The sequence below is a fragment of the Kitasatospora sp. NPDC097691 genome (genome assembly GCF_040302665.1).
Taxonomy (GTDB): Bacteria; Actinomycetota; Actinomycetes; order Streptomycetales; family Streptomycetaceae; genus Kitasatospora.
This window is the reverse complement of sequence record NZ_JBEORY010000006.1, coordinates 199866-222030: the sequence shown is the minus strand read 5'-3', so window position 1 is coordinate 222030 and position 22165 is coordinate 199866. Positions and strand designations below refer to the sequence as shown.

Sequence of the window (22165 nt, the reverse complement as noted above, 5' to 3'; positions counted from 1 at the left end):
GCGCTCTATTCGGCTTTCAACCGGCACATCGAGTCCTGGCAGCACGAGGTCGCCGACCGGCTGGCCAACTCGCACTGGACGGGCACCGCGTCCGACCATGCGCAGGCCCGGATCCGGTTCCTGGGCACCGAACTGCAGTCCGCGAAGCAGGAACTGGACCTCGTCGGCAAGGCCCTCGCCAAGGCGGCCGAGCAGTTCGCGCTGGCCCAGGCCCACCTGGTCTACGCGCTGGACGACGCCAAGACCGCGAAGCTCACCGTGGCGCCCGACGGCGGCATCACCTGGGACAATGAGCCGACGTCCGCGAATTACGCGGGCGCCGGCGCGGAGACGACGGCCATCGCCATCAGCAACCGCATCACCGCCGCCCTCAACGAGGCCGACCAGGCGGACCGGGAGATCAGCGCCCGGCTGAACCACTTCGCGACCAACGCGAGCAGCGGCACCGGCCTGGACGCCGCCACCGTGGCCAAGGACCTGGCCGCCCAGACCGGCCGCGAGCAGATACCCCCCGCGGGCACCGACCCGACGAGCGTCAAGCAGTGGTGGGACGGCCTCAGCGACAGCGAGCGGCAGACGTTCATCCACGACCACCCCGACCGAGTCGGCAACCTCGACGGCGTCCCCGCGACCGCCCGTGACGAGGCCAACCGCATCCGCATGAAGCAGGTCAAGCAGGATCTCCAGACCCAGCTCGACCAGCTTGGCCCCGAACCACCGCAGAAGATCGAGGGGGCGAACGGCGCCGTCACCAATCCGGACTGGATGGCTTGGGACGCCAAGAACATCGACCTGCGGGAAAAGCTCAAGGGGATCGCCGACATCGAGAGCCGCCTGGCGGGTGCCGGTCTGGCGAAGCGTGGCAACACGCCGGCCTTCCTCCTCGGCTTCGACACCAAGGGCAAGGGCCGGGCGATCGTCTCGGTCAACAACCCCGACACGGCCGACAACGTCGTGACCTTCGTCCCGGGCACCACCTCCAGGTTCGCCACGGTCAGCGGCGACGTCGACAAGGCGGACGAGATGGTGAAGGCGGCCACCAAGGAGGACCACACCAAGTCCACCGCGGCGATCGCCTGGGTCGGCTACGACGCGCCCCAGAACAAGTTTCCGGACGCGGCGATGGACCGGTACGCCGAGGGCGCGGAGAAGGACCTGGCCCGCTTCCAGGTCGGGCTGCGCTCGACCCACCAGGGCGCACCGTCGCACAACGTTCTCATGGGCCACAGCTACGGAACCGTCGCGGTCGGCTACACCATGAGCCATCTCAAGCCGCCCGTCGACGATGTCGTCCTCGTCGGCAGCCCCGGCGTGGGAGTCGATCACGCCGGCGAGCTGAACCTCGACCCGTCTCACGTCTACGTCGCCCGCGGCAGCGAGGACACCGGGATCGCGGCGACCGCCCAGATCAAACGGTTCAGAGAGGATCCCATGGATCCCCACTTCGGGGCCCAGCACCTGTACGCCGGAAACAGCGACCACTCCCACTACTGGGACCCCAAGGGGGACGCGATCAAGGAATTCGGCAAGGTCATCGCCGGCACCTGGCAGCCGTCATGACGAAGGGCATCCGCCAACGCTCCACCCGCCTATCGTGGTTGGCAGTGCCGGCCATCGCCGTCCTGCTGACGTCCACCTCTTGCACCACCACGGACAAGGGCCCGACGATGACGCGTGAGCAGGCGAAGCAGAAGACCGAGGCATACGTCGCCGACGCCTTCGCCGCTCTCCCCCAGCCGGTGACCACGCTCCCCGATCGGGACGACGACGGTATGTGTTTCAAGAACGACGCGCCGTCGGAAGAGGACGGCCGAGTCATGGCCGTGACGTCACGCTACCTACGAGGCATCCCGGCCGACCACCATGCGGCGACCTTCGACGCCTTCCGCGACCACCTCGTCAAAGCCGGCTTCACGGTCACCAGCAGCCACCGTGACGCGATCTTCTTCACGAATCCGAAGGACGACTTCAGAGCCTCCATCGACGACGGCGGCGACTGGAGCACCACCCTGACCATCGGATTCGTCTCCCCCTGCGTCTGGCCCAACGGCACCAAGCCACCGACGAAGTGAGGGTGCCCGGTGAAGCGATCCGTACGACGTCCACGGCCCGCCCGACCCGGGCGGACCGCGCGCACCGCCGTGCTGTGCCTCCTGCCCACAGCCGTCCTCGCCCTGTCCGCATGCGGGAGCGACACCCCGTCGATGAACCTCGGGCAGGCCGAGGAGAAGGTCAAGGCGTACGCCTCCGACGCACTCGCCGTGCTCCCCGAGAAGGAGACCGTGAAGGTCGCCGAGCCGCTGGTGGACAAGGACGCGTGCGAGGCCGGGCCACTCGGCTCGCCGCAGACGTACATGCCGTACATCTCGTACGAACTGCGCGGGATCCCCGGGCCGGGGGTACACGCCGTGTTCGAGGCGGTGCGGCAGCGGCTGAAGCAAGAGGGCTTCTCCGTCGAGCGCAACGACGACCAGCGCCTTGACCTGTCCAACGACTCGAACAGGTTCACCGCCTCGGTCGTGGTCGGCCGGCCCGACACGGGGCCCGACACCCTCCACCTGACCGTCATCGCACCCTGCGTCAAACGCGGCCCCAGCCCCGGCGCTTCCGCCAACGGCTGAGCACGAGCCGGGCCGGCGCGGGCCGGCGACGCAGGCGAGATGCGGAGCAGAACCTCTTCAGCTTCCAGTCCGGCCTGCGCGCCACCCACCAGGGATCGCTGTCCCAGAAACACCGACCACGACCACTACTGGAACTCGGGCACCCCGTCCTGGAGGGCGTTCGGCCACGTCATCGCCGCACACCCGCCCACAGTCCGGCATCTCGGACGCGGGGAGTAGTGGGACCGTGCAGTCGAGCGTTGATGACTCAAGCTTCGACCTGTGTCCAGCTGTCGCCGGCGCGGAGCCAGAGGACACCGTCGCGGCCCTGGGTGCAGCGCATGACGACCGGGCCCGGTAGTCGCAGCTTCTCTTGGGCGGTGATCACCCAGGCGTCGCCGATGAGCTCCGCGCGACTCAGCTCGACGGCGGGACGGTTGTGGAACCGGTGGGTGAGGAGCATCCGAGTGCCGCGGACGGCGATCCCGTCGATGTTTCTCAGCGGGTTGCGGTAGCTGGTGATGTCGCCGGTGGCGGGATCTACCCGGGACAGGAAAGCACCCTTGTGGCTGTACCAGGCGAGCCAGGCTGCCGTCTCCTCGGTGGCGCCCGCGCTTCCGCCGAGGGGCCATACGGGGAGCCGTCCCTGAGGGCTCCAGGTGTGGGTGCCGTCGGTGTCCCAGCGAGCCAGGCCGGCGCTGGTCTCCGGATGGTCTCCGTAGATGCCCTCGTCACCGTACGAGGTCCAGATGCCGCCGTCGCGGTCGGCGATGATGTAGTCGATGTCGTCGCCGATGCAGAAGTGACTCACCGGGTGTCCCTCGGGGGAGTACACGACCGCGTTCCTCTCCCAGATCCCGTTCCGGTCCCGGTGTATCCGGCCTGACACCAACAAGAACCGTGACTCCGGAAGCAGGGCCAGGTGGCTGGTCCACGCGGGGATGCCGGTGACGGGGGTGCGGTGTTCCGTCCCGTCCGAGATCACGACCAATACGCCGTCACACGGAGCCGCCACGCTCCATCCGACCCATCCCATGTGCGGGGAACAGCGCAGGTTCCGTTCCTGGATCAGCATCACCGCGAGTTCGTTGCTCGGTCCGACGCTCCACCACAAGGCCCGCCATCCGGCTCGGGCATCCTCAGGAGTCAGGCTCCACACGACAGGCAGTTCGCCAAGCGTCATCAGCATTCACCATTTTGGACTCCAGGCCCTGACGGTGCCCGAAGAGATGAACGCTATCGGGCGGCAGCTGCAGTGTTTCGACCGGCCTCCGCACTCAGCAGGCCGGTACGCCACCTGTGGATGGTCCGGCTTGACACCCCGCGGCAACAACGGGTCAGGCCGGGCCCACTGGCCACTCGACAGGTTCGCACGTCCCACAGGACGTACATCAACGAACAAGATCCGCTTTCGCAACAGGCCCTGGGCGCCACGCGCCGCCCTGCACCGCGAGACCGACGAGGAGACCGCCGGCCTCAGCCGACGAGTCCCAGGCCCAGCAGCGCGCCCACCGCACCCAGGGCCATGAAGACCGGCGTGAGCACCTTGATCTCGACCCAGCTCCCGGCCCGGAAGCGCATCGCCTTGGGCGGGCCGATGGGGTACCAGCGCTTGCGGCCGATCGGGATCGGCCACAGGATCGGGCAGCCGGAGACCGTCAGTGCGTCACCGATGCAGTGCACCAGCGCGCCCAGGGCGATCGGCAGCCCGATCCACAGGTACGACTGTCCCGGCTGGTCGAACAGCCATTGCGCACCGTTGCCCGGCTGGTCGAGGACGTCTGCCAGCATCCAGGCGCTGGTCGCCCCCAGCAGCCAGACCAGCACGTCGCTGGACACCCTCGCGTGCCGCCACAGCAGCCCCTCGATGGCCAGCACCATGTGCACGAACAGCACTGCCAGGACACCCCAGCGCCCGCCGTACACCGCGATGGCCGCGGCCAACGCGCCGCACATCGCCGCCCAGATCCAGGTGTGGGTCAGCGTCCGGTGCCCGCCGGAGCGGCGCGCATCGCCCTTGCCCCGGGTCGACTTGTAGACGGCGTAGGAGAGCTTGTCGATGACCTCGCACATCCAGCGCGACACCGGGCCGAAGGCCCGGGATATCGTGGCCGCCTTGTGGTCCAGATCCGGGGCGAGCGCCGCGCCGGCGCAGATCAGGGCGCCGGCCACCAGCACCGGCCACGGCATCGGCTCGCCCATGCCGGCCGCGACCGCGCCGACCCCCAGCCACGCCGCCGCACCCGACAGCGCGTGCGCTGGTCCCATCATGCCGATCCCGCCTTCCCGTTCCGACCAGGGCCGAAGCGGCACCTGACGGAAAGTGAGCATATCGGCCCATGATCACTTCTCGATCTCGCCCGCCGACGACCACGCGTGACCACAGTCCGGGGCCCAGGGCAGCCGGATCGACCGACAGCTCAACGGCTTCAGAAGACCGTCGAGGGAATGTCCCGGCTCGTCGCCGCTGAGGTGACGGGGCGAGGACATCCGGGCCGCACCGCTCGTGCTCGGCACCCTGAGACGACCCGGACGACCCGGACGACCCGGACGACCAGAGGACCTGGCCACGGCTTCCTGATCGTCGCCCGCCGATGCGGAGAGGGGCGGCACCGGCCGAGTTGGTGCCGCCCTACGAGACCTGCGCCACCGGCCGACCGGCGGCAGTGACCAGGGCCATGGGCAGGGCACCCCGTGCTGGATGGAGATGGACAACCCGATCTCCCGCGCACACGTTGACCTGCGTCGGCATTGCTGGAGAGGTCGGCCATCGTCCCTCCGGGGTGGATGCGGCGAGTTGTCGGAGGGTCTCCTGGTCGGTTCAGCCGCCGTATCGCCGTTGCCTGGCGGCGAAGCTGCGGACGGCGCGCAGGAAGTCGACCTCGCGGAACGCGGGCCAGTAGGCCTCGCAGAAGTACAGCTCCGAGTAGGCGCTCTGCCAGAGCAGGAAGTTCGACAGCCGCTGCTCACCGCTGGTGCGGATGACGAGGTCGGGATCGGGCTGGCCGGCGGTGTAGAGGTGCGGTGCGATGTCGTCGACGGTCAGGGTGTCGGCGACATCGGTCAGAGACGCGCCGGATTCGGCTCGCGCGTACATCAGGTCGCGCATGGCGTCGATGACTTCCTGGCGGCCGCCGTAGCCGACGGCCAGGGTGACGTGGGCGCCGGTGGTGCAGGTGCGGGTGGCCTCGACGGCCTCCTTGAGGGCGCGGGCGGTGCTGTCGGGCAGGGCGTCGGTCATTCCGGCGAGGTGGACCTGCCAGCGGGCGTCCGGGCGGGTGAGGCGATCGGCGACCACCTGCTCGATCAGCCGCATCAGGTAGGCGACTTCGGTGTCGCCGCGGCGCTGGAGGTTCTCGGTCGAGCACATGAAGACGGTGATGTGCTTGATCGCCAGGGCCTCGCACCAGGAGAGCACCTCCTCGACGTGTTCGGCGCCCACCTTGTGGCCGAGGCTCGGGTTGGCCATGCCCATCTGCCGGGCCCAGCGGCGGTTGCCGTCCATGATCAGCCCGACGTGCCGGGGAAGCGGGCCCGCCATGACCTCGCGGCGCAAGCGGCGGGTGTAGAGGGAGCGGAGCAGGTCGGGCATGGGCACCGTCCAGGTGAGTGGAAGGGGCTCGCCGGTTCCGGCGAGCCGAGGTCATGGGCGTGCCGCGCGACTTACGGGGCCGACGGCAGGTCGCGCAGGTCGCGCAGGGTGCCCGCGCACACCGCCGTCAGCAGCAGCAGGCCCAGGCCGATGCCGGCGCCGAGCGGGTGGAATCCGTCACCGGTGACCGAGAGACCGAGGATGGTCGCGCCGCCGGTGGAGCTGGCGGCGGCGAGGGTCCAGACACCCACCCGCAGGCGGCCGGTGCCGGGCGGCACGACGGCGTCCGCGCCGACGCCGGTGAAGATGCGGGGGATCTGGATCGCGCCGAGGCCGAGGGAGATCCACCAGGCGGCGAGCACGACGGTGCGCAGGGTGGGCGGCGAGGCGTCCGCATCGAAGCCGCCATGCACCAGGATGACCACGGCGGCGCCGAGGAGCGTCGGTACGGCGAGGCGTCGCAGCGCCCAGCCCAGCAGCGTGATCGCGGCGCGCAGCGTGGGTCGGGGCCGGGGTGCGACGAGGGCGATGCCGAGCAGCAGCAGGGTGGTGCAGCCGCGCGTAACCTGCTCCCGGACGCCGTGGGCGGGCAGGGGGCCGGCTTGTTCGGCGGCCAGGTGGCTGAGGAACCAGGCGGCGAGGGCGACGGTGATGCCCATGGTGGCCACCCGCCGCTGGCGCTGTGCCGGGGAGTCGGCGGGCCAGAGGGCCGGGTGCAGCCACATGTCCACGATTCCCGCGATCAGGTTGGGCCAGGATTTCCAGCCCGCGCCCCGGGCCTCGTCCTCCACCATCGAACCCCAGCGTTCGCGGAAGGCGTCCGGGTAGAGCCTGACCAGGCTTCGGGTGACGACGCTCATGCGGGGTTCACCCCCAGGCGCCGCAGTCCGGCGTTCGCGACCCGGGCCATGGCGCGCAGCTCGCGTTCCAGGACCTCGCGGCCGAGGGACGTGAGCTGCACCGGGCGCTGGCGGCCCTGTCCGTCGAGCGGCTGGATCAGCTGCTTCGACTCCAGCCTGGCCAGTGCCCCGTACAGGCTGCCGGGGCCAAGGCGTTCCCCGGTCAGCTCCTCGATCGCCGTGTTGATGGCGTATCCGTGCAGCGGCCCGTCGGCCAGTGCGCAGAGCACCAGCGTCTGGGCGTCGTTGGCTTGCATGTCGCTCCTCCTGATCTGACGGAGCACCATACTACGCGCTGCGAACTACGTGTCACGTACTACGCGATGTGTACTATCGCCGCCATGAGCCATGACTTGACGATCGATCACCTGGAGGTCGGGCACCCCGCCCGGCCCGCCGCGGCCGCGGCACTGCTGACGTCCGCCGCCGGTGCCGCCGCCTTCACTTTGTTCGCCTACCTGACGACGCAGGTTCGCGTGGTGCGGGCGGGAAGTCCCTGGCAGGACGATCCGTACGACGCGGTGGTGACCTTCACCATGTTCTTCGTCCCCCTGCTCGGGGCGCTCGGCTCGGCAAGAGCGCTGCTGTGCCGCCGCGACCGGCCCCTGCCGCGCTACCGGGCCGAGCAGGTACTTCGGGCCGCGCTGGTCTGCACGCTGCTCGTCGCCGCCACGCTCGTCACCGACTGGGCGGCGGTGGCCGTACGGGCGGACCGCGCGTCCTGGGACGGTGGCACCCCCTGGCTGATCGCCTCCCTGCTGCCGCTCACAGGGGTGACGGCCGGGAGCCTGCTGCTGCACCGCCGGACGATCCGGCGGCTACCGAAACCGGTACGCGGGGCAGAGGACTCGGGCGGGGACTGGCTGGACGACCTCGCGCCCCTCGCGAGCCTGTTCGCCGGCCCCCGCTCGCGGTCGGGGCGCGCACTCGTTGCGCTGATCGGCCGCGGCGGCGGAGCGCTCAGCTTCGTGCGCCTCCGGTTCGCCCCGCTCGCCGCCGCAGCCGCCCTCGCCGCCGGCCTGCTGGTCGCCACGGGACTGGCCTCCGGCGAGGGCTGGCCCGGGATACCGCTCTTCACCGTGGAGACCGCGGTCTTCGCGGGCGGCACCTTCGCCTTCGTGATGATCTGCAACAGCGCCCTGCGGTTCGCCGCGCCTCCTCCCGCATCGCGGACGCGACGGGCCGCCCGGGCCGCGACCACCGCAGGCGCATTGGCGCTGCCAGTCTCGTTGGCGCTTCGGGACACCGTCTGGCACCTGCTCGGGCTCGGCGACCAGGTCGACTCCATCGGGCAATGGGCGGCGGTCACGCTCGTCGGTGCGCTACTGACGGGCGCGCTCACCTTCGGTGTGGCGGCGACCGGAACCAGGGAATGACAGGGGGAGACGTCCGATCGGTTGCCAGAGCAGGGACACGCTGTCATTTACGACTCGGTCCGCGACAGCGGGGCCGCGGCTGGTGAGCGGGTAGAGGTTCGGTCAGAGCGGGAGTGCTGGCTGACGGGGGGTCGTGCGATCGTGGGTGTCGTGGATGAACCGGTAGAACACGTAGATGATCAGGATCAGGTGCTGGGAGTAGTTGACCGCGGTGAGGCGATCCGTCGAGGCTGGCTGCACCGCATCGCGACGACGGTCTGTCGCGATCAGCAGGGGCGGGTACTGGTCTATCGGCGGCCCGAAAACCTGTCCCGGTTCCCCGGTCACCACGAGGTGATGTTCGGCGGGGCCGTGGACGTGGGCGAGTCCTACGAGCGGGCCGCGGCCAGGGAGTTGGCTGAGGAGCTGGGCATTCATGTGCCAGTGCGCTTCTTGTTCAAGTTCCTGTGCCAGGGCGCGATCAGCCCGTACTGGCTCGGCGTGCACGAGGCCGTGATCACGGGCGAGGTGACGCCCGACCCGGAAGAGATTGCCTGGCACCGTTGGCTGACGGAGACGGAGCTGCGAGAGGCCGTGCGGCAGTGGCGCTTCATTCCGGACGGGCAGGAGGCGTTCGATCGCTATCTCACGCATCGCCGCGATCTGCCCCGGATCGGGGCATGACGCGAGACGGGCCGCACGGTTGGGCCGGTTGTGACGTCGGCCTGGGCCCGTGCGGCCTTGTCCCATTCTGCTGTCTGCGGCCTCTACGGTGCACATCTCGGCGCTGTGATCGAGGAGTTGGCGAGTCCGTGGCTTGCCCGCTGCGAGTCGGCGCTGCATGGGCGGGGCGGTGCCAAGCGGCAGCGGCAAAGCGCTACCAACTCGCTGCTTGACCTACGAAGTCACTCCCAGCAATCCGCACCCCTGGCCGATGTCAGCGGCCTGAGTAGTGTGCGGCCCGGCGGCGCCGGCACCGGAGGAGTGAAACGAGAGCCTAGCCGAACGTGAACCAGTTGAGGTTGACGAAGTCGGCGCTCTGCCCGCTGGCGAAGGTGAGGTACACGGTGTGCGTGCCGGTGGTCCGGGCGATGTCGGCGGGTACCGTCCGCCAGGACTGCCAGCCACCGGTGTCGGCGACGGCGAAGCTGCCGACGGGTGCGGCGGTCGGGCTGTCCAGCCGTACCTGGACGAGTCCGCTGACGCCGGGTGCGGCGCCGGAGGCGACGCGGGCCTGGAAGCGGGTCGCGCCGGAGCTGCCGAAGTCCACGCCGGCGTAGGCGAGCCAGTCGCCGTTCGCGATCCAGCCGACGTCGTGGCCGCCGCCGGTGTCGCCACAGGTTTCCAGCGCGGTGCCGGACTGCGAACTGTAGGACTCGGCCCGGATGGTGGCGAAGGCGCTCGTCCCGCCGCCGGGGTGCGGTGACGGCCCGGGGCCGACCGGGCCGTGGGTGCCTCCGACGGTGACGGACAGCAGGGTCGGGTTCGCCGACTGCACCTTGCCCTCGAAGTCCACGCCGGCCGGGTGGACGTCGTCGTACGGGAACGCGTAGCCGAGGTGGTCGGGGTTGGTGGCGTGCAGGACGCGGGCGTAGTGGTTGGTGCGCGCGGCGGTGTAGAAGGCGGCCGGGTTCTCGCCGTCCGGCTGGTGGGGGTCGTCCAGCAGGGTGGTGCGGTTGAGTGCGGCGGCGAGTCGTGCGCTCAGGTTGCCCATCAGGTCGTTGCCGGTGGTGAACGGTGCCGAGCTGCAGTTGAAGACGGCGGCGGTGGAGGGCTTGGCGAAGCCGCCGACGCCGGGGAAGGTGAGCACGCCGTTGCGGACCCGGCCGGTGACGGTGCCCCAACCGGCCTGGGTGTCGATCACCAGGTCGGTGCTCTGGTACTTCTGCCACACGGCGGTGAGGTAGCTGTCGAGGTAGCCGTTGAACAGCGACGGGTCGGCGCTGATCGCCGTGTTGGGGCTGAGGATGCGCAGGGTCCGGCCGGCGGAGTCCGGGACGATCAGCCGGGCCCAGTCGCCGCCGTCGGCGGCGGCCTGGGTGCGCAGCGCGTTCGCGGCGGACTCCAGACCGCCGACGGGCAGGCCGCTGACGCTCTGCCGCCCGCCGCCGGCGGTCAGGTCGAACGCGATCGGGACGGCGGCGAAGTCGACGTAGCTGATGTTGGCGTACAACTGGTCCGGGCCGTAGGTGAATTCGCAGAACCCGTAGGCCGTGGTGATGTTGGGGTCGGTGGGGTTGCTCACCGAGGGCAGCGCGATGCCCGGACCGGGGTTGATCAGGAAGACCAGCTCGCGGCCGACGGAGAAGTAGATCCGTCCGCTGGAGAGGTACGGCAGCCGGATCCGCCGCGGGGTGCTGCCGGGCGCGCCCAGCGCGATGGCGCAGTCGGCACCGAGGGGTGCGCCCGGGGCGCCGGGCGAGGGCGGGTGGTAGAGCGTGCTGCCGTCGGAGCGCAGGAAGGCCCAGCTGTTGCCCTGGGCCGGGTCGAGGCCGAGGACGTAGGCGTAGACCGGCTGGGACGACACGGTGTTGACCAGGTCGACGTCGAGCCGTGGCGGGGTGGTGCTGCCGGCGGCCGACCGGGACAGGGCGACGAGCGCGGGCGCGGTCAGGGCCGCGACGGAGGCGCCGAGCATGGTCCTGCGAGTGATCATGGGGGCTCCGGGGGCGGTGGAGGAGGTGGGGGGAGGGCTGGAGGCGCGCGCTGCGCCGTCTGTCCATCACCCTCCCGCTCGGGCCCGGACACGTCAATGTCTGTAACCATAAGCGGCTCTTAAGTCAGAGTCCGTCGATTTCTTGAACACGGCGATCTCTGGAACACGGACCCCCTCAGACCGCCAGGACGCCGCTGCCGGGGAGCCACCGGCCGGGCTTCAGGCCCCGGACGCCTCAGGCCAGGAAGCCCCGCAGCAGGGCGGCCGTCGCGGCGAGGTGTTCCTCGGTGGCGCGTCGGGCGGCGTCGGCGTCGCCGTCGAGGATCGCCCGGACCATCGCCCGGTGCTGGTCGGCGGCGTGTTCGATGTTGCGGTCCAGCATGGGGATGGCGTTGAGCAGGTCGTTGAGGCGCATCCTGGCCTCGGCGATGGCCGCGGCGAGGGTGGGGGAGCCGGTGAGTTCGCCGATGGCGAGGTGGAAGCGCGAGTCGAGTTGGCGGTACCGCTCCGGCGGGGCTTCCTCCAGGTCGGTCAGCCGCCGCTCCAGGTGGGCCCGTTGGTCCGGGGTGAGGGGGTGGCGGGCTGCGGCCTCGGCGGCGCCGACCTCCAGGACCTGACGGTAGACCAGTGCGTCCTCCAGGGCGCCGCCGAGGTCGCGGGCCGCGCGGCGCAGGTCGGCGACGTCCGGTGCGGGCATCCGGTAGGTGACGAAGGTGCCGCCGTAGCGGCCGCGGCGGGGTTCGACGCAGCCGGCCTGCTGCAGGGTGCGGAGTGCCTCGCGCAGGGTCTCCCGGCTGACGCCGAGCCGGGTGGCGAGGTCCCGTTCGGCGGGCAGTCGGTCGCCGAGGCCGAAGACACCGAGCTTGATCGCCTGGAGCAGCCGTTCGACGGTCTCCTCGAAGGCGTTGCCGGTCCGGACCGGGCGGAAGATCGCCTCGGCCTGCCAGTCGAGCCGGGCCCGCTCACGCATTTCGTCCACGTCCACGCCGGAATGGTACCTACGGACGGGTTTCCTGGACCTGTTCCCCCGTTGCTCTTGACGCGGCCCCGATGCAGCCGGAACGATGCTGCTCACCCACCCAATGGACTGATTCCAGACCATTGAAGAGCCGTCAGATCGTCGAACCCGCCGGGGCGACCGCGCCACGCCGTCGTGGCCGTGTGCTCCCCGGCACACCCTCAACCCCCAGGGGTGCTCCCATGACCGACGCACGCTCACCCGACCACCCTGCCCCCGACACGTTTCCGACGGAGACCGCTCCCGTTTCCGCCGACGAACAACGGCTCCGCGAGCTGGGCTACACCCAGGAACTGGCCCGCTCGATGTCGGGCTTCTCCAACTTCGCCGTCTCCTTCTCCATCGTCTCGATCCTCTCCGGCTGCCTGACCCTGTACGGGACGGGGATGAAGACCGGAGGCCCGGCCCTGATCATCTGGGGCTGGCCGGTGGTCGGCCTGCTGACGCTCTGCGTCGGCCTGGCGATGGCCGAGATCTGCTCCAGCTATCCGACCGCCGGCGGGCTCTACTACTGGTCCGCCACGCTGACCCGCAGCCGCGGCCCGGCCTGGAGCTGGTTCACCGGCTGGTTCAACTTCCTCGGCCAGGTCGCGGTGACCGCCAGCGTCGACTACGGCGCCGCCTTCTTCACCAACGCGTTCCTCACCCTCCGCTTCGGCGTCGAGGCCAGCCCCGCGCACACCATGGAGATCTTCGCCGTCATCCTGGTGGCGCACGGCCTGCTCAACACCTTCGGGGTACGCCTGGTCGCGGTCCTCAACAGCGTGTCCGTGTGGTGGCACCTGATCGGCGTCGCCGTCATCGTCGGCGCGCTCGCCGTCCTCCCCGACCGGCACGCCTCCGTCTCCTTCGTCCTCACCGAGTTCGTCAACCAGACCGGCTTCCACAACCAGTTCTACGTCGCGCTGCTCGGCCTGCTGATGGCCCAGTACACCCTCACCGGCTACGACGCCTCCGCGCACATGACCGAGGAGACCCACGACGCCGCCCGCTCCGGCCCCCGCGGCATCGTCAACGCCATCACCGTCTCCCTGGTCGCCGGCTGGGTCCTGCTGCTCGGCATCACCTTCGCGATCCGCGACTACGACGGCGCCCTCAACAGCGACACCGACGTCCCGCCCGCGCAGATCTTCATCGACGCGATCGGCGCCGGCGGCGCCCAGCTGCTGCTGCTCATCGTCATCGGCGCCCAGTTCTTCTGCGGCATGGCGTCCGTCACCGCCAACTCCCGCATGATCTACGCCTTCTCCCGGGACGGCGCACTGCCCGGCTCCCGCCTGTGGCACCGCATCGACCCGCGCACCCAGACCCCGACCAACGCGGTCTGGCTCGCCACCGGCGGCGCGTTGCTGCTCGGCCTGCCCGCGCTCTGGAACACCACCGCCTACACCGCCGTGACCTCCATCTCCGTCATCGGCCTCTACATCTCCTACGTCATCCCGGTGTACCTGCGGCTGCGCCAGGGTGAGGCCTTCCCCCGCGGCCCCTGGCACCTGGGACGGTGGAGCCGGCCGATCGGCGTCGTCGCGGTCGCCTGGACCGCGGTGATCACCGTCCTGTTCATGCTCCCCACCGCCAGCCCGATCACCGTCGACAGCTTCAACTACACCCCGGTCGCCGTGGCCGTCGTGGTCGGCTTCGCCGGCATCTGGTGGCTGGCCTCCGCCAGGCACTGGTTCACCGGGCCGCACGTCCACGGCACACCGCCCGGCCCCGACGCGCCGGACACCGAACTGGAGATCCGATGACCAGCCCCCGGCTCACCCTCGACGAGCTCCGCACCCGCGTCGCCGACGGGTCCGTCGACACCGTCGTGCTCGCCATGACCGACATGCAGGGGCGCCTCCAGGGCAAGCGCGTCGCCGCCGAGTACTTCCTCGACGACGTCGTGCCCGGCGCCGCGGAGGGCTGCGGCTACCTGCTGGCCGTCGACGTCGACATGAACACCGTCGACGGGTACGAGGTCTCCTCCTGGGAGAACGGCTACGGCGACCTGACGCTGCGCCCCGACCTCGCCACCCTGCGCAACATCCCCTGGCACCCCGCCACCGTCATGGTCCAGTGCGACATCGTCCACCACGACGGCAGCCCCGTCGCCGTCTCCCCCCGCCAGATCCTGCAGCGCCAGCTCGACCGGCTGGCCGGCTACGGCTGGCAGGCCCACGCCGCCACCGAGCTGGAGTTCATCGTCTTCCGGGACAGCTACGAACAGGCCTGGGACAAGGACTACACCCGGCTCACCCCGGCCAACCAGTACAACGTGGACTACTCCATCCTCGGCACCGGCCGGATCGAGCCCCTGCTGCGCAGGCTTCGCAACGGCATGGCCGGCGCCGGCCTCACCGTGGAGTCCGCCAAGGGCGAGTGCAACCTCGGCCAGCACGAGATCGCCTTCAAGTACGCCGACGCCCTCACCACCTGCGACGACCACGCCGTCTACAAGACCGGCGCCAAGGAGATCGCCGCCCAGGAGGGCTGCAGCCTCACGTTCATGGCGAAGTACGACGAACGCGAGGGCAACTCCTGCCACATCCATCTGAGCCTGCGCGACGAGCAGGGCACCCCGGTGTTCGCCGGTGACCGTCCGCACGGCTTCTCCCGCACCATGGAGCACTTCCTCGCCGGACAGCTCGCCTGCCTGGCCGACTTCGCCCTGCTGCTCGCCCCCACCGTCAACTCCTACAAGCGCTACGTGCCCGGCAGCTTCGCGCCCACCGCCATCGCCTGGGGCCGGGACAACCGCACCTGCGCCCTGCGCGTCGTCGGCCACGGCCAGTCGCTGCGCTTCGAGAACCGCGTCCCCGGCGGCGACGTCAACCCGTACCTGGCGGTCGCCGCCCTGATCGCCGCCGGACTGCACGGCATCGAACAACAGCTCGAGCTCGAACCGGAGTTCACCGGCAACGCGTACGCCTCCGCCGCGCCCCGGGTGCCCGCCACCCTGCGCGACGCGGTCGACGCGTTCGAACGCAGCGCCGTCGCCACCGAGGCCTTCGGCAAGGACGTCGTCCGGCACTACACCCACGCCGGGCGCACCGAACTGGCCTCCTACGAAAGGGCGGTGACCGACTGGGAGCGGCGCCGCGGATTCGAGCGGCTGTGACCCGCGACGACCGCCGACGACCGCTGATCGGCATCACCAGTTACCAGGACGACGCCGCCTGGTCCGTCTGGAACCAGCGCGCCTCCCTCGTGCCCCAGACGTACGTCGACGCCGTCGTCCGCGCGGGCGGCACCCCGGTACTGCTGCCACCCCAACCCGGCGGCGCCGACCACCTGCTCGACGCCCTGGACGGACTCGTCCTCGCCGGCGGCCCGGACGTCGACCCGGCCCGGTACGCGGCCGACGCCGACCCGCGCACCGGCCCGCCGCACCACGCCCGCGACGGCTGGGAGAGCGCACTCCTGCACACCGCCCTGACCCGGGACCTGCCGGTGCTCGGCGTCTGCCGCGGCATGCAGCTGCTCAACGTCGAACTCGGCGGCACCCTCCTCCAGCACCTGCCCGACGGCAGTCACCAGACCGTCCCCGCCCGCTACGTCCGCCACCGGGTCACCCTGGTCGCGGACAGCCGGCTCGCCGACGTCCTGGGACCGACCGCCGAGGTCTCCTGCTACCACCACCAGGCCGTCGACCGGCTCGGCGCCGGCCTGCAGGTCACCGCCCGCAGCGCCGACGGCACCGTCGAAGCACTCGAACTGGCGGGCCACCGCTTCGCGTTGGGCGTCCAGTGGCACCCCGAGACGAACCCCGACGACCTGCGCCTCTTCCAGGCCCTGGTCGCCGCCGGCCAGACCACCCCCACGCACAGGGAGACAGCTCCATGACCGAACCGGACCTCTACGAGGTCGTCAACCCCGCCACCGAGGAGGTGATCACCACCGTCGAACTGGCCGGCCTCGCCGAGACCGACGCCGCCGTCGCCCGCGCCCGCGCCGCCTTCGACACCTGGCGCCGCATCGCCCCCGCCGACCGGGCCCGGCTGCTGCGCGCCTTCGCCGCCGCCGTCGACGCCGACCGCGACCACCTCGCCGCACTGGAGGTCGCCAACGCCGGCCACACCATCGGCAACGCCCGCTGGGAGGCGGGCAACGCGCGGGACGTCATCGAGTACTACGCCGCCGCGCCCGAGCGGCTGTTCGGCCGGCAGATCCCCGTCGCCGGCGGCATCGACGTCACCTTCCAGGAACCGATCGGCGTGGTCGGCGTCATCGTGCCGTGGAACTTCCCCATGCCGATCGCCGCCTGGGCCCTCGCCCCGGCACTGGCCGCCGGCAACACCGTCATCGTCAAACCGGCCGAACTCACCCCGCTCACCGCCCTGCGCCTCGGCGAACTCGCCCTGGAAGCCGGGATCCCGGAAGGCGTGCTGCAGGTCCTGCCCGGCCGCGGCCCGGTCGTCGGACAGCGCTTCGTCACCCACCCCGACGTGCGCAAGGTGGTGTTCACCGGCTCGACCCGGGTCGGGAAGGAGATCATGGCGGGCTGCGCCGCCCAGGTGAAGCCCGTCACCCTCGAACTCGGCGGCAAGAGCGCCAACATCGTCTTCGCCGACGCCGACCTCGCCAAGGCCGCCGCGACCGCGCCCTACGCCGTCTTCGACAACGCCGGCCAGGACTGCTGCGCCCGCTCCCGGATCCTGGTCGAGGCATCCGTCCTGGACGACTTCCTGGCGCTGCTGGAGCCGGCCGTACGCGGCGTGCGGGTCGGCGACCCGGCCGACGAGAAGACCGAGATGGGCCCGCTGATCTCCGCCGCCCACCGGGCCAGGGTCTCCTCCTACGTCCCGGACGGGGCGGCCGTCGCCATCCGCGGCAGCGCCCCCGACGGGCCCGGCTTCTGGTACCCGCCGACCGTGCTCGCGCCGGTGCGGCACGACGACCCCGCCTTCACCGAGGAGATCTTCGGCCCGGTCGTCACGGTCGTCCCGTTCCGCGACGAACAGGACGCCCTGCGCATCGCCAACGCCACCGAGTACGGACTGTCCGGCTCCATCTGGACCAGGGACATCGGCCGGGCCCTGCGGGTCTCGCGCGGCGTCGACGCCGGCAACCTCTCCGTCAACTCGCACTCCTCGGTGCGCTACACCACGCCCTTCGGCGGATTCAAGCAGTCCGGCCTCGGCCGCGAGCTCGGCCCGGACGCCCTCGACGCCTTCACCCAGACCAAGAACGTCTTCATCTCCACGGAGGAATGATCACGATGACCAAGCGACTCGACGGCCGGGTGGCCGTCATCACCGGCGCGGGCAGCGGCATCGGCCTGGCCACCGCCCGCCGCTTCGCCTCCGAAGGCGCGAAGGTGGTCTGCGTCGACCTCGACGCCGAGACCGGCGCCAAGGCCGCGAACGAGGTCGGCGGCCTGTTCATCCAGGCCGACGTCACCGACGAGGACGCGGTGCGCGACCTCTTCCAGCGGGCCGTCGACGAGTACGGCCGGCTCGACATCACCTTCAACAACGCGGGCATCTCCCCGCCGGACGACGACTCCATCCTCACCACCGGCCTGGACGCCTGGAAGCGGGTCCAGGAGGTCAACCTGACCAGCGTCTACCTGTGCTGCAAGTACGCGATCCCGCACATGCAGCGCCAGGGCAAGGGCTCGATCATCAACACCGCCTCCTTCGTCGCGGTGATGGGCGCGGCCACCTCGCAGATCTCCTACAGCGCCTCCAAGGGCGGCGTGCTGGCCATGTCCCGCGAGCTGGGCGTGCAGTTCGCCCGCGAGGGCATCCGGGTCAACGCGCTCTGCCCCGGCCCGGTGAACACCCCGCTGCTGCAGGAACTGTTCGCCAAGGACCCGGAGCGGGCCGCCCGCCGACTGGTCCACATCCCGCTCGGCCGCTTCGCCGAGCCCGAGGAGATCGCCGCCGCGGTCGCCTTCCTCGCCTCCGACGACTCGTCGTTCATGACCGCCAACACCTTCCTCGTCGACGGCGGCATCTCCGGCGCCTACGTGACACCGCAGTAACGACCTGCTCCGCAGGACGCCGACGGCCCGCCCGCCCCCTCCGCAGGGGACGGGCGGGCCTTCTCGTGTTCGCGCGGTCCTGCGGTCCCGGGTTCCCGAAGGTCAGCGCACGGTGACGGTGAACACGGCGGAGGCGGTGCCCCCGCTGACGATGCGCAGCTCGTTCAGGCCCTTGAGGCCGAGCTTCACGCCGAGCGAGTAGGAGCCGTTGCGGGCGGTGGTGACGGAGGCGGGCAGCGTGACCCAGGTGCCGTGCTGCTTCTGCTGCAGCGTCACCTTGCTGCCCGCCGTGAGGCCGGTGGTCGTGCCGGTGACACGGAACAGCTGCCACGCCTGGACGGAGGAGACCGACGGCTTGGCGGTGATGGCGGCGTGCGCGGCGGCCGGCTGGCCGACGGCGACCGGCTGGGCGACGGGGGCGGCGGCCACGGCGGTGCCCGCCAGCCCGAGGGAGAGCGCGCCGAGGGTGGCCACGGCGGCCAGGCGCAGGGAGTTCCGCTTGGAGACGATCACGGGTGCACCCCTTTCGAGGGGAGGTGGTTGTCCGGCCCGAAGGCGTACGTACCGCCGTTCGGGGTCTGCCATCTGTAAGGACACCCGCTGCCCAGGATCGGTTGTGGACGGAACGTCACCATCGGGTAACAGTCGGCGATCTTGTGCCGCACGGCGCGCGGCGTCGGCAACACCGCGCAACCGGGTCGGCGAGGTGACAATGAGGCATGCCACCAAGCCCCGGCCCAGCCGGTCCGCCGCCGGTCGCACCCGCTCGGGCCACCGAGCGGGGCGAGCACTGGTGGCCGGTGGGGGTGGCGGTCGCGACCGCCGCGGTGCTCCACGTGGCGCTGCCGGCGTCGTACCGGCTGGACCCCGTCTGGCTGGTTCCGGTGGTGATGTTCACGCTGCTGGCGGTGCTGATCATCGGTGACCCCGGGCGGATCGACCGTCAGAAGACCTGGCTGCGGGTGGTCACCGAGGCCCTGATCGCCTTCGTCACCGCGTCGAACCTGCACGCGGGCATCCACCTGGTGACGGACATCCTGACCAACAACAAGCTGTTCGCCAACAACGCCACCGGCCTGCTGGCCACCGGGGGCGTGACCTGGGTGACGAACGTGATCGCCTTCGCGCTCTGGTACTGGGACCTGGACCGCGGCGGCGCCGCCGCCCGTGCCAACCGGCCCGACGTGCCGCCCACGTTCGTGTTCCCCGAGATGCAGCACAGCGCCCACGCGCCGCCCGACTGGGTACCGAACTTCACCGACTACCTGTCACTGTCCTTCTGGACCGCGACCGCCTTCAGCCCCACCGACATCTCCGCGATCAGGAGATGGGCCAAACTGCTGATGATGGTGGAGGCCGCGACCTCCCTCATCCTGGCCGGCCTGGTGATCGCCCGCGCGATCAACATCCTGCAGTGAAGCCGGATCCCGCGGTGAAGCGGGATCCGGCCCCCGAAGGTGCCCTGGTCAGGCGTTCCTGCCGCGGGCGGCCACGCGCCAGCGGTCCACGAGCTCGCCACCCCTGACCACGGCGACGTCGTCGACGAGGTTCACCGCGACGCAGACGTGGTTGGGAATCACCCGCAGCCGCTCCCCCAGTGCGGGCAGGTCGCTGCCGTCGGGCCAGACGACGGTGGCGTGGTGCTCGGAGAGCGCCGTGATGCGGGCTTCGGGGTGGTCCATGAGCCGGCCGAAGCCGGTCGCCCATGCGGGCCGGTCACCGCCGAGGACCTTGCTGCCCGCGTCCAGGACGACCCGCCGGGGCACGGTGTCGTCGCCCTCGTGCCTGCTGACGACGGTCGCCGCGACCGTCAGCGCGATGTCCGCGAGGGTGCACCGTCCGAGTTCGAACTGCTGGGCGTCGCCGAACACGTAGACGCCCGGCCGCACCTCGGTGAGCGCCGGCGCCCCGCCCGACGGCGAAGCCCCGCCCGACTCCGACGCCTCGCCGACCTCGGCGGCCCCGCTCACCTCCGCAGCCCCGGTCAGCTCCGCGGTCGGGGTGGATCCGCCGCTCACCCGCGTGATCTCGAAGCCGGCGGCCGCGAGCAGTCCGGCTGCCTGCCCGAGGGCCCGCTGTTCCTCCTCGACCGCCTTCACGGGCATGCCCGGCGCGTAGCTGTGCCCCGGGAAGGTGAACACTCCCCCGACGCGGAGCCCCGCCCCGGCCGCCGCCCGGGCCACCGCCACGACCTGCTCCGGGAGGACGCCGCTGCGGTGGTGGCCGCTGTCGATCTCCACCACGGCCTCGATGTCGCCCGCCGCGGCCCCGAGGTGGCGGCCCGCCGCCTCGGCCGCCTCGACGGAGTCCACCCCGATCGCGATCCTCGCCGACCCGGCGAGCCGCCGCAGCCGCTCCGCCTGCCGCGGCCCGATCCACAGCGGATAGGCGACGAAGAGGTCGGTGGCGCCGTGCTCGGCGAAGACCTCGGCCTCCCCGATGGTCGCGACCGTCAGCCCGACGGCCCCTGCCGCGAGTTGCCGCGCGGCGATCTCCGGCATCTTGTGGGTCTTGGCGTGCGGGCGCAGCCGCAGGCCCTTGGCCCGCAGGGTCGCGGCCATGCGCTCGATGTTCCGTTCGAGCACGTCGAGCTCGACCATGATGTCCGGGGTGTCGATCTCCGCCGGGATTCCGCTCATCTGCGTTCCTTTCGATTCGAACCGCACCGGACATGATCGCCGACGTGTCAACGGTGGTCACCCCTCCCGCTCCGTTCGACCGAATGTTCGAGATGTGGCGACCGGGCCCCACCGGCGGGCAGTGGCGGGGATCACAGCGGGATCCGCGCGGCCGACGAAATGCGGACGCCGCGGAGGTGGTTGGCACGGGCAACCGTTTCCGCCCCGGCGCACACCACCGGTACCCACGAGGATCCCCATGACCGTCACCGAGCCCGTCCCGTCCGCCACGTCCGCGTCGTCCGCCGAGACCGCCGCGCCCGCGGCCTCCCGCGCGGCCGAGATCCTGTCCCGGCCCGTCACGATCAACGGGCTGACCGTGCCCAACCGCATCGTGATGGCGCCGATGACCCGCAGGTTCTCCCCCGGCGGCGTGCCCGGCGAGGACGTGCGCTCGTACTACGCCCGCCGCGCCGCCGCGGGCGTCGGCCTGATCGTCACCGAGGGGACGTACGTCGGCCACGAGTCCGCCGGGCAGACCGACGACATCCCGCGCTTCCACGGCGAGGAGCAGCTGGCCGGGTGGGCCCGCGTCGCCGAGGACGTCCACGCGGCGGGCGGCACCATCGTGCCGCAGCTGTGGCACATCGGCATGGTGCGCAAGCAGGGCGACCCGCCGTTCGCCGACGCCCCCGCCGTCGGCCCGTCCGGCATCCGGCTGGACGGCACCGAGGGAGCGGGCCGGGCGATGACCCGCGCCGACCTGGATGCCGTCATCGGCGCGTTCGCCGAGGCCGCCGCGGCCGCCGAGCGGATCGGCTTCGACGGCGTCGAGCTGCACGGCGCCCACGGCTACCTGCTCGACCAGTTCCTGTGGGCGGGCACCAACCGCCGCGCCGACGAGTACGGCGGCGACCCGGTCGCCCGGACGAAGTTCACCGCCGAGCTCGTCGCCGCGGTGCGCGCCGCCGTCTCGCCGGAGTTCCCGGTGATCTTCCGCTACTCGCAGTGGAAGTCGGAGAACTACGACGCCCGCCTCGCCGAGACCCCGCAGGAGCTGGAGGCGATCCTCACCCCGCTCGCCGAGGCCGGCGTCGACGCCTTCCACGCCTCGACCCGCCGCTACTGGCTCCCCGAGTTCGACGGCTCGGACCTCAACCTGGCCGGCTGGACCAAGAAGCTCACCGGCCGCCCCACCATCACCGTCGGCTCGGTCGGCCTCGACGGCGACTTCGTCCGCGCCTTCATGGGCGAGGGCGCCCCGGTCCAGGGCATCGACAACCTGCTCGACCGCCTGGAGCGCGACGAGTTCGACCTGGTCGCCGTCGGCCGCGCCCTCCTCCAGGACCCGCAGTGGGCCGCCAAGGTCCTCGCCGGCCGCTTCGCCGACCTGAACCCCTACGACGCGGCCGCCCTCCGCAGCCTCAGCTGACCCCCTCCCCGAGGCCCCCGGCCG

At 71.3% G+C, this 22165-nt stretch carries 21 protein-coding genes; 12 read left to right on the top strand and 9 right to left on the bottom strand.

Going from position 1 to position 22165, the window contains the following annotated elements; translation table 11 throughout:
- The 3 genes from ABTY56_RS06955 to ABTY56_RS06945 form a co-directional block, all read left to right on the top strand.
- The coding region (locus tag ABTY56_RS06955) for an alpha/beta hydrolase (RefSeq protein WP_350627311.1) at positions 1-1560 on the top strand (1560 nt) is incomplete at its 5' end.
- Between the two features lie 44 nt (positions 1561-1604).
- A complete protein-coding gene (locus ABTY56_RS06950) occupies positions 1605-2072 on the top strand; it encodes a hypothetical protein (protein WP_350627310.1) in 468 nt (155 codons plus the stop codon).
- A gap of 132 nt (positions 2073-2204) precedes the next feature.
- Positions 2205-2621: a hypothetical protein gene (locus tag ABTY56_RS06945; protein WP_350627309.1), complete on the top strand. Its 417-nt coding sequence runs from the start codon at positions 2205-2207 to the stop codon at positions 2619-2621.
- A gap of 247 nt (positions 2622-2868) precedes the next feature.
- On the opposite strand, the gene ABTY56_RS06940 is transcribed toward ABTY56_RS06945, so the two are convergent.
- The 5 genes from ABTY56_RS06940 to ABTY56_RS06920 all read right to left on the bottom strand — a co-directional run bounded on the left by ABTY56_RS06940 (position 2869) and on the right by ABTY56_RS06920 (position 7348).
- Positions 2869-3789: a hypothetical protein gene (locus ABTY56_RS06940; RefSeq protein ID WP_350627308.1), complete on the bottom strand. Its 921-nt coding sequence runs from the start codon at positions 3787-3789 to the stop codon at positions 2869-2871.
- A gap of 287 nt (positions 3790-4076) precedes the next feature.
- Complete coding sequence (locus ABTY56_RS06935) at positions 4077-4871, bottom strand: metal-dependent hydrolase (protein WP_350627307.1); 795 nt, start codon at positions 4869-4871, stop codon at positions 4077-4079.
- 550 nt (positions 4872-5421) lie between these two features.
- Positions 5422-6198, bottom strand: coding sequence for a polyprenyl diphosphate synthase (gene uppS, locus ABTY56_RS06930; RefSeq protein ID WP_350627306.1), 777 nt, complete (start codon positions 6196-6198; stop codon positions 5422-5424).
- Positions 6199-6263: 65 nt separating this feature from the next.
- Complete coding sequence (locus tag ABTY56_RS06925) at positions 6264-7052, bottom strand: hypothetical protein (RefSeq protein WP_350627305.1); 789 nt, start codon at positions 7050-7052, stop codon at positions 6264-6266.
- Positions 7049-7348 carry a PadR family transcriptional regulator gene (locus ABTY56_RS06920; protein WP_350627304.1) on the bottom strand — a complete coding sequence of 100 codons (300 nt, stop codon included), beginning with the start codon at positions 7346-7348 and terminating at the stop codon, positions 7049-7051. The genes ABTY56_RS06925 and ABTY56_RS06920 overlap by 4 nt, the downstream gene beginning before the upstream one ends.
- 84 nt (positions 7349-7432) lie before the next feature.
- Here ABTY56_RS06920 and ABTY56_RS06915 point away from each other — a divergent pair, with 84 nt between their 5' ends.
- Both ABTY56_RS06915 and ABTY56_RS06910 read left to right on the top strand, forming a co-directional pair.
- Positions 7433-8467, top strand: coding sequence for a hypothetical protein (locus ABTY56_RS06915; protein ID WP_350627303.1), 1035 nt, complete (start codon positions 7433-7435; stop codon positions 8465-8467).
- A gap of 150 nt (positions 8468-8617) precedes the next feature.
- Complete coding sequence (locus ABTY56_RS06910; RefSeq protein ID WP_350627302.1) at positions 8618-9130, top strand: NUDIX hydrolase; 513 nt, start codon at positions 8618-8620, stop codon at positions 9128-9130.
- A 313-nt stretch (positions 9131-9443) separates the two neighbouring features.
- Here ABTY56_RS06910 and ABTY56_RS06905 read toward each other — a convergent pair whose 3' ends face one another.
- Positions 9444-11102, bottom strand: coding sequence for a beta-1,3-glucanase family protein (locus tag ABTY56_RS06905; RefSeq protein WP_350627301.1), 1659 nt, complete (start codon positions 11100-11102; stop codon positions 9444-9446).
- A gap of 235 nt (positions 11103-11337) precedes the next feature.
- Entirely contained in the window at positions 11338-12072 is a 735-nt protein-coding gene (locus ABTY56_RS06900) for a FadR/GntR family transcriptional regulator (RefSeq protein WP_350627320.1), read from the bottom strand.
- A gap of 230 nt (positions 12073-12302) precedes the next feature.
- Here ABTY56_RS06900 and ABTY56_RS06895 point away from each other — a divergent pair, with 230 nt between their 5' ends.
- The 5 genes from ABTY56_RS06895 to ABTY56_RS06875 are packed head-to-tail and all read left to right on the top strand — an operon-like array spanning position 12303 to position 18091.
- Positions 12303-13868, top strand: a complete 1566-nt coding sequence (locus ABTY56_RS06895) for an amino acid permease (RefSeq protein WP_350627300.1) — start codon at positions 12303-12305, stop codon at positions 13866-13868.
- A complete protein-coding gene (locus ABTY56_RS06890) occupies positions 13865-15223 on the top strand; it encodes a glutamine synthetase family protein (protein ID WP_350627299.1) in 1359 nt (452 codons plus the stop codon). The genes ABTY56_RS06895 and ABTY56_RS06890 overlap by 4 nt, the downstream gene beginning before the upstream one ends.
- Positions 15220-15948 carry a gamma-glutamyl-gamma-aminobutyrate hydrolase family protein gene (locus ABTY56_RS06885; RefSeq protein WP_350627298.1) on the top strand — a complete coding sequence of 243 codons (729 nt, stop codon included), beginning with the start codon at positions 15220-15222 and terminating at the stop codon, positions 15946-15948. Before ABTY56_RS06890 ends, ABTY56_RS06885 begins: the two co-directional genes overlap by 4 nt.
- Positions 15945-17318, top strand: coding sequence for an aldehyde dehydrogenase family protein (locus ABTY56_RS06880; protein WP_350627297.1), 1374 nt, complete (start codon positions 15945-15947; stop codon positions 17316-17318). Before ABTY56_RS06885 ends, ABTY56_RS06880 begins: the two co-directional genes overlap by 4 nt.
- Positions 17315-18091 (top strand): 3-oxoacyl-ACP reductase, encoded by a 777-nt coding sequence (locus tag ABTY56_RS06875; protein ID WP_502893037.1) that lies wholly within the window; start codon positions 17315-17317, stop codon positions 18089-18091. The genes ABTY56_RS06880 and ABTY56_RS06875 overlap by 4 nt, the downstream gene beginning before the upstream one ends.
- Before the next feature lie 102 nt (positions 18092-18193).
- Here ABTY56_RS06875 and ABTY56_RS06870 read toward each other — a convergent pair whose 3' ends face one another.
- Positions 18194-18604: a hypothetical protein gene (locus ABTY56_RS06870; protein ID WP_350627294.1), complete on the bottom strand. Its 411-nt coding sequence runs from the start codon at positions 18602-18604 to the stop codon at positions 18194-18196.
- A gap of 206 nt (positions 18605-18810) precedes the next feature.
- Between ABTY56_RS06870 and ABTY56_RS06865 the strand changes: the two genes are divergently transcribed.
- Complete coding sequence (locus ABTY56_RS06865; RefSeq protein WP_350627293.1) at positions 18811-19509, top strand: hypothetical protein; 699 nt, start codon at positions 18811-18813, stop codon at positions 19507-19509.
- A 48-nt stretch (positions 19510-19557) separates the two neighbouring features.
- Here ABTY56_RS06865 and ABTY56_RS06860 read toward each other — a convergent pair whose 3' ends face one another.
- The gene (locus tag ABTY56_RS06860) at positions 19558-20730 is read right to left on the bottom strand and encodes an alanine racemase (protein WP_350627291.1); all 1173 of its coding nucleotides are present in this window, start codon (positions 20728-20730) and stop codon (positions 19558-19560) included.
- Between the two features lie 238 nt (positions 20731-20968).
- On the opposite strand from ABTY56_RS06860, the gene ABTY56_RS06855 reads away from it, so the two are divergent.
- A complete protein-coding gene (locus ABTY56_RS06855; protein ID WP_350627289.1) occupies positions 20969-22141 on the top strand; it encodes an NADH:flavin oxidoreductase in 1173 nt (390 codons plus the stop codon).
- The last annotated feature ends 24 nt before the right edge of the window (positions 22142-22165 follow it).

What these genes read in the sequence shown, in the direction of transcription:
- ABTY56_RS06945 (WP_350627309.1), top strand. Translation starts at nt 2,205, where the DNA reads ATGAACCTCGGGCAGGCCGAGGAGAAGGTCAAGGCGTACGCCTCCGAC.
- ABTY56_RS06940 (WP_350627308.1), bottom strand. Translation starts at nt 3,789, where the DNA reads ATGCTGATGACGCTTGGCGAACTGCCTGTCGTGTGGAGCCTGACTCCT.
- ABTY56_RS06935 (WP_350627307.1), bottom strand. Translation starts at nt 4,871, where the DNA reads ATGATGGGACCAGCGCACGCGCTGTCGGGTGCGGCGGCGTGGCTGGGG.
- ABTY56_RS06925 (WP_350627305.1), bottom strand. Translation starts at nt 7,052, where the DNA reads ATGAGCGTCGTCACCCGAAGCCTGGTCAGGCTCTACCCGGACGCCTTC.
- ABTY56_RS06920 (WP_350627304.1), bottom strand. Translation starts at nt 7,348, where the DNA reads ATGCAAGCCAACGACGCCCAGACGCTGGTGCTCTGCGCACTGGCCGAC.
- ABTY56_RS06915 (WP_350627303.1), top strand. Translation starts at nt 7,433, where the DNA reads ATGAGCCATGACTTGACGATCGATCACCTGGAGGTCGGGCACCCCGCC.
- ABTY56_RS06905 (WP_350627301.1), bottom strand. Translation starts at nt 11,102, where the DNA reads ATGATCACTCGCAGGACCATGCTCGGCGCCTCCGTCGCGGCCCTGACC.
- ABTY56_RS06900 (WP_350627320.1), bottom strand. Translation starts at nt 12,072, where the DNA reads ATGCGTGAGCGGGCCCGGCTCGACTGGCAGGCCGAGGCGATCTTCCGC.
- ABTY56_RS06895 (WP_350627300.1), top strand. Translation starts at nt 12,303, where the DNA reads ATGACCGACGCACGCTCACCCGACCACCCTGCCCCCGACACGTTTCCG.
- ABTY56_RS06890 (WP_350627299.1), top strand. Translation starts at nt 13,865, where the DNA reads ATGACCAGCCCCCGGCTCACCCTCGACGAGCTCCGCACCCGCGTCGCC.
- ABTY56_RS06880 (WP_350627297.1), top strand. Translation starts at nt 15,945, where the DNA reads ATGACCGAACCGGACCTCTACGAGGTCGTCAACCCCGCCACCGAGGAG.
- ABTY56_RS06875 (WP_502893037.1), top strand. Translation starts at nt 17,315, where the DNA reads ATGATCACGATGACCAAGCGACTCGACGGCCGGGTGGCCGTCATCACC.
- ABTY56_RS06865 (WP_350627293.1), top strand. Translation starts at nt 18,811, where the DNA reads ATGCCACCAAGCCCCGGCCCAGCCGGTCCGCCGCCGGTCGCACCCGCT.
- ABTY56_RS06860 (WP_350627291.1), bottom strand. Translation starts at nt 20,730, where the DNA reads ATGAGCGGAATCCCGGCGGAGATCGACACCCCGGACATCATGGTCGAG.
- ABTY56_RS06855 (WP_350627289.1), top strand. Translation starts at nt 20,969, where the DNA reads ATGACCGTCACCGAGCCCGTCCCGTCCGCCACGTCCGCGTCGTCCGCC.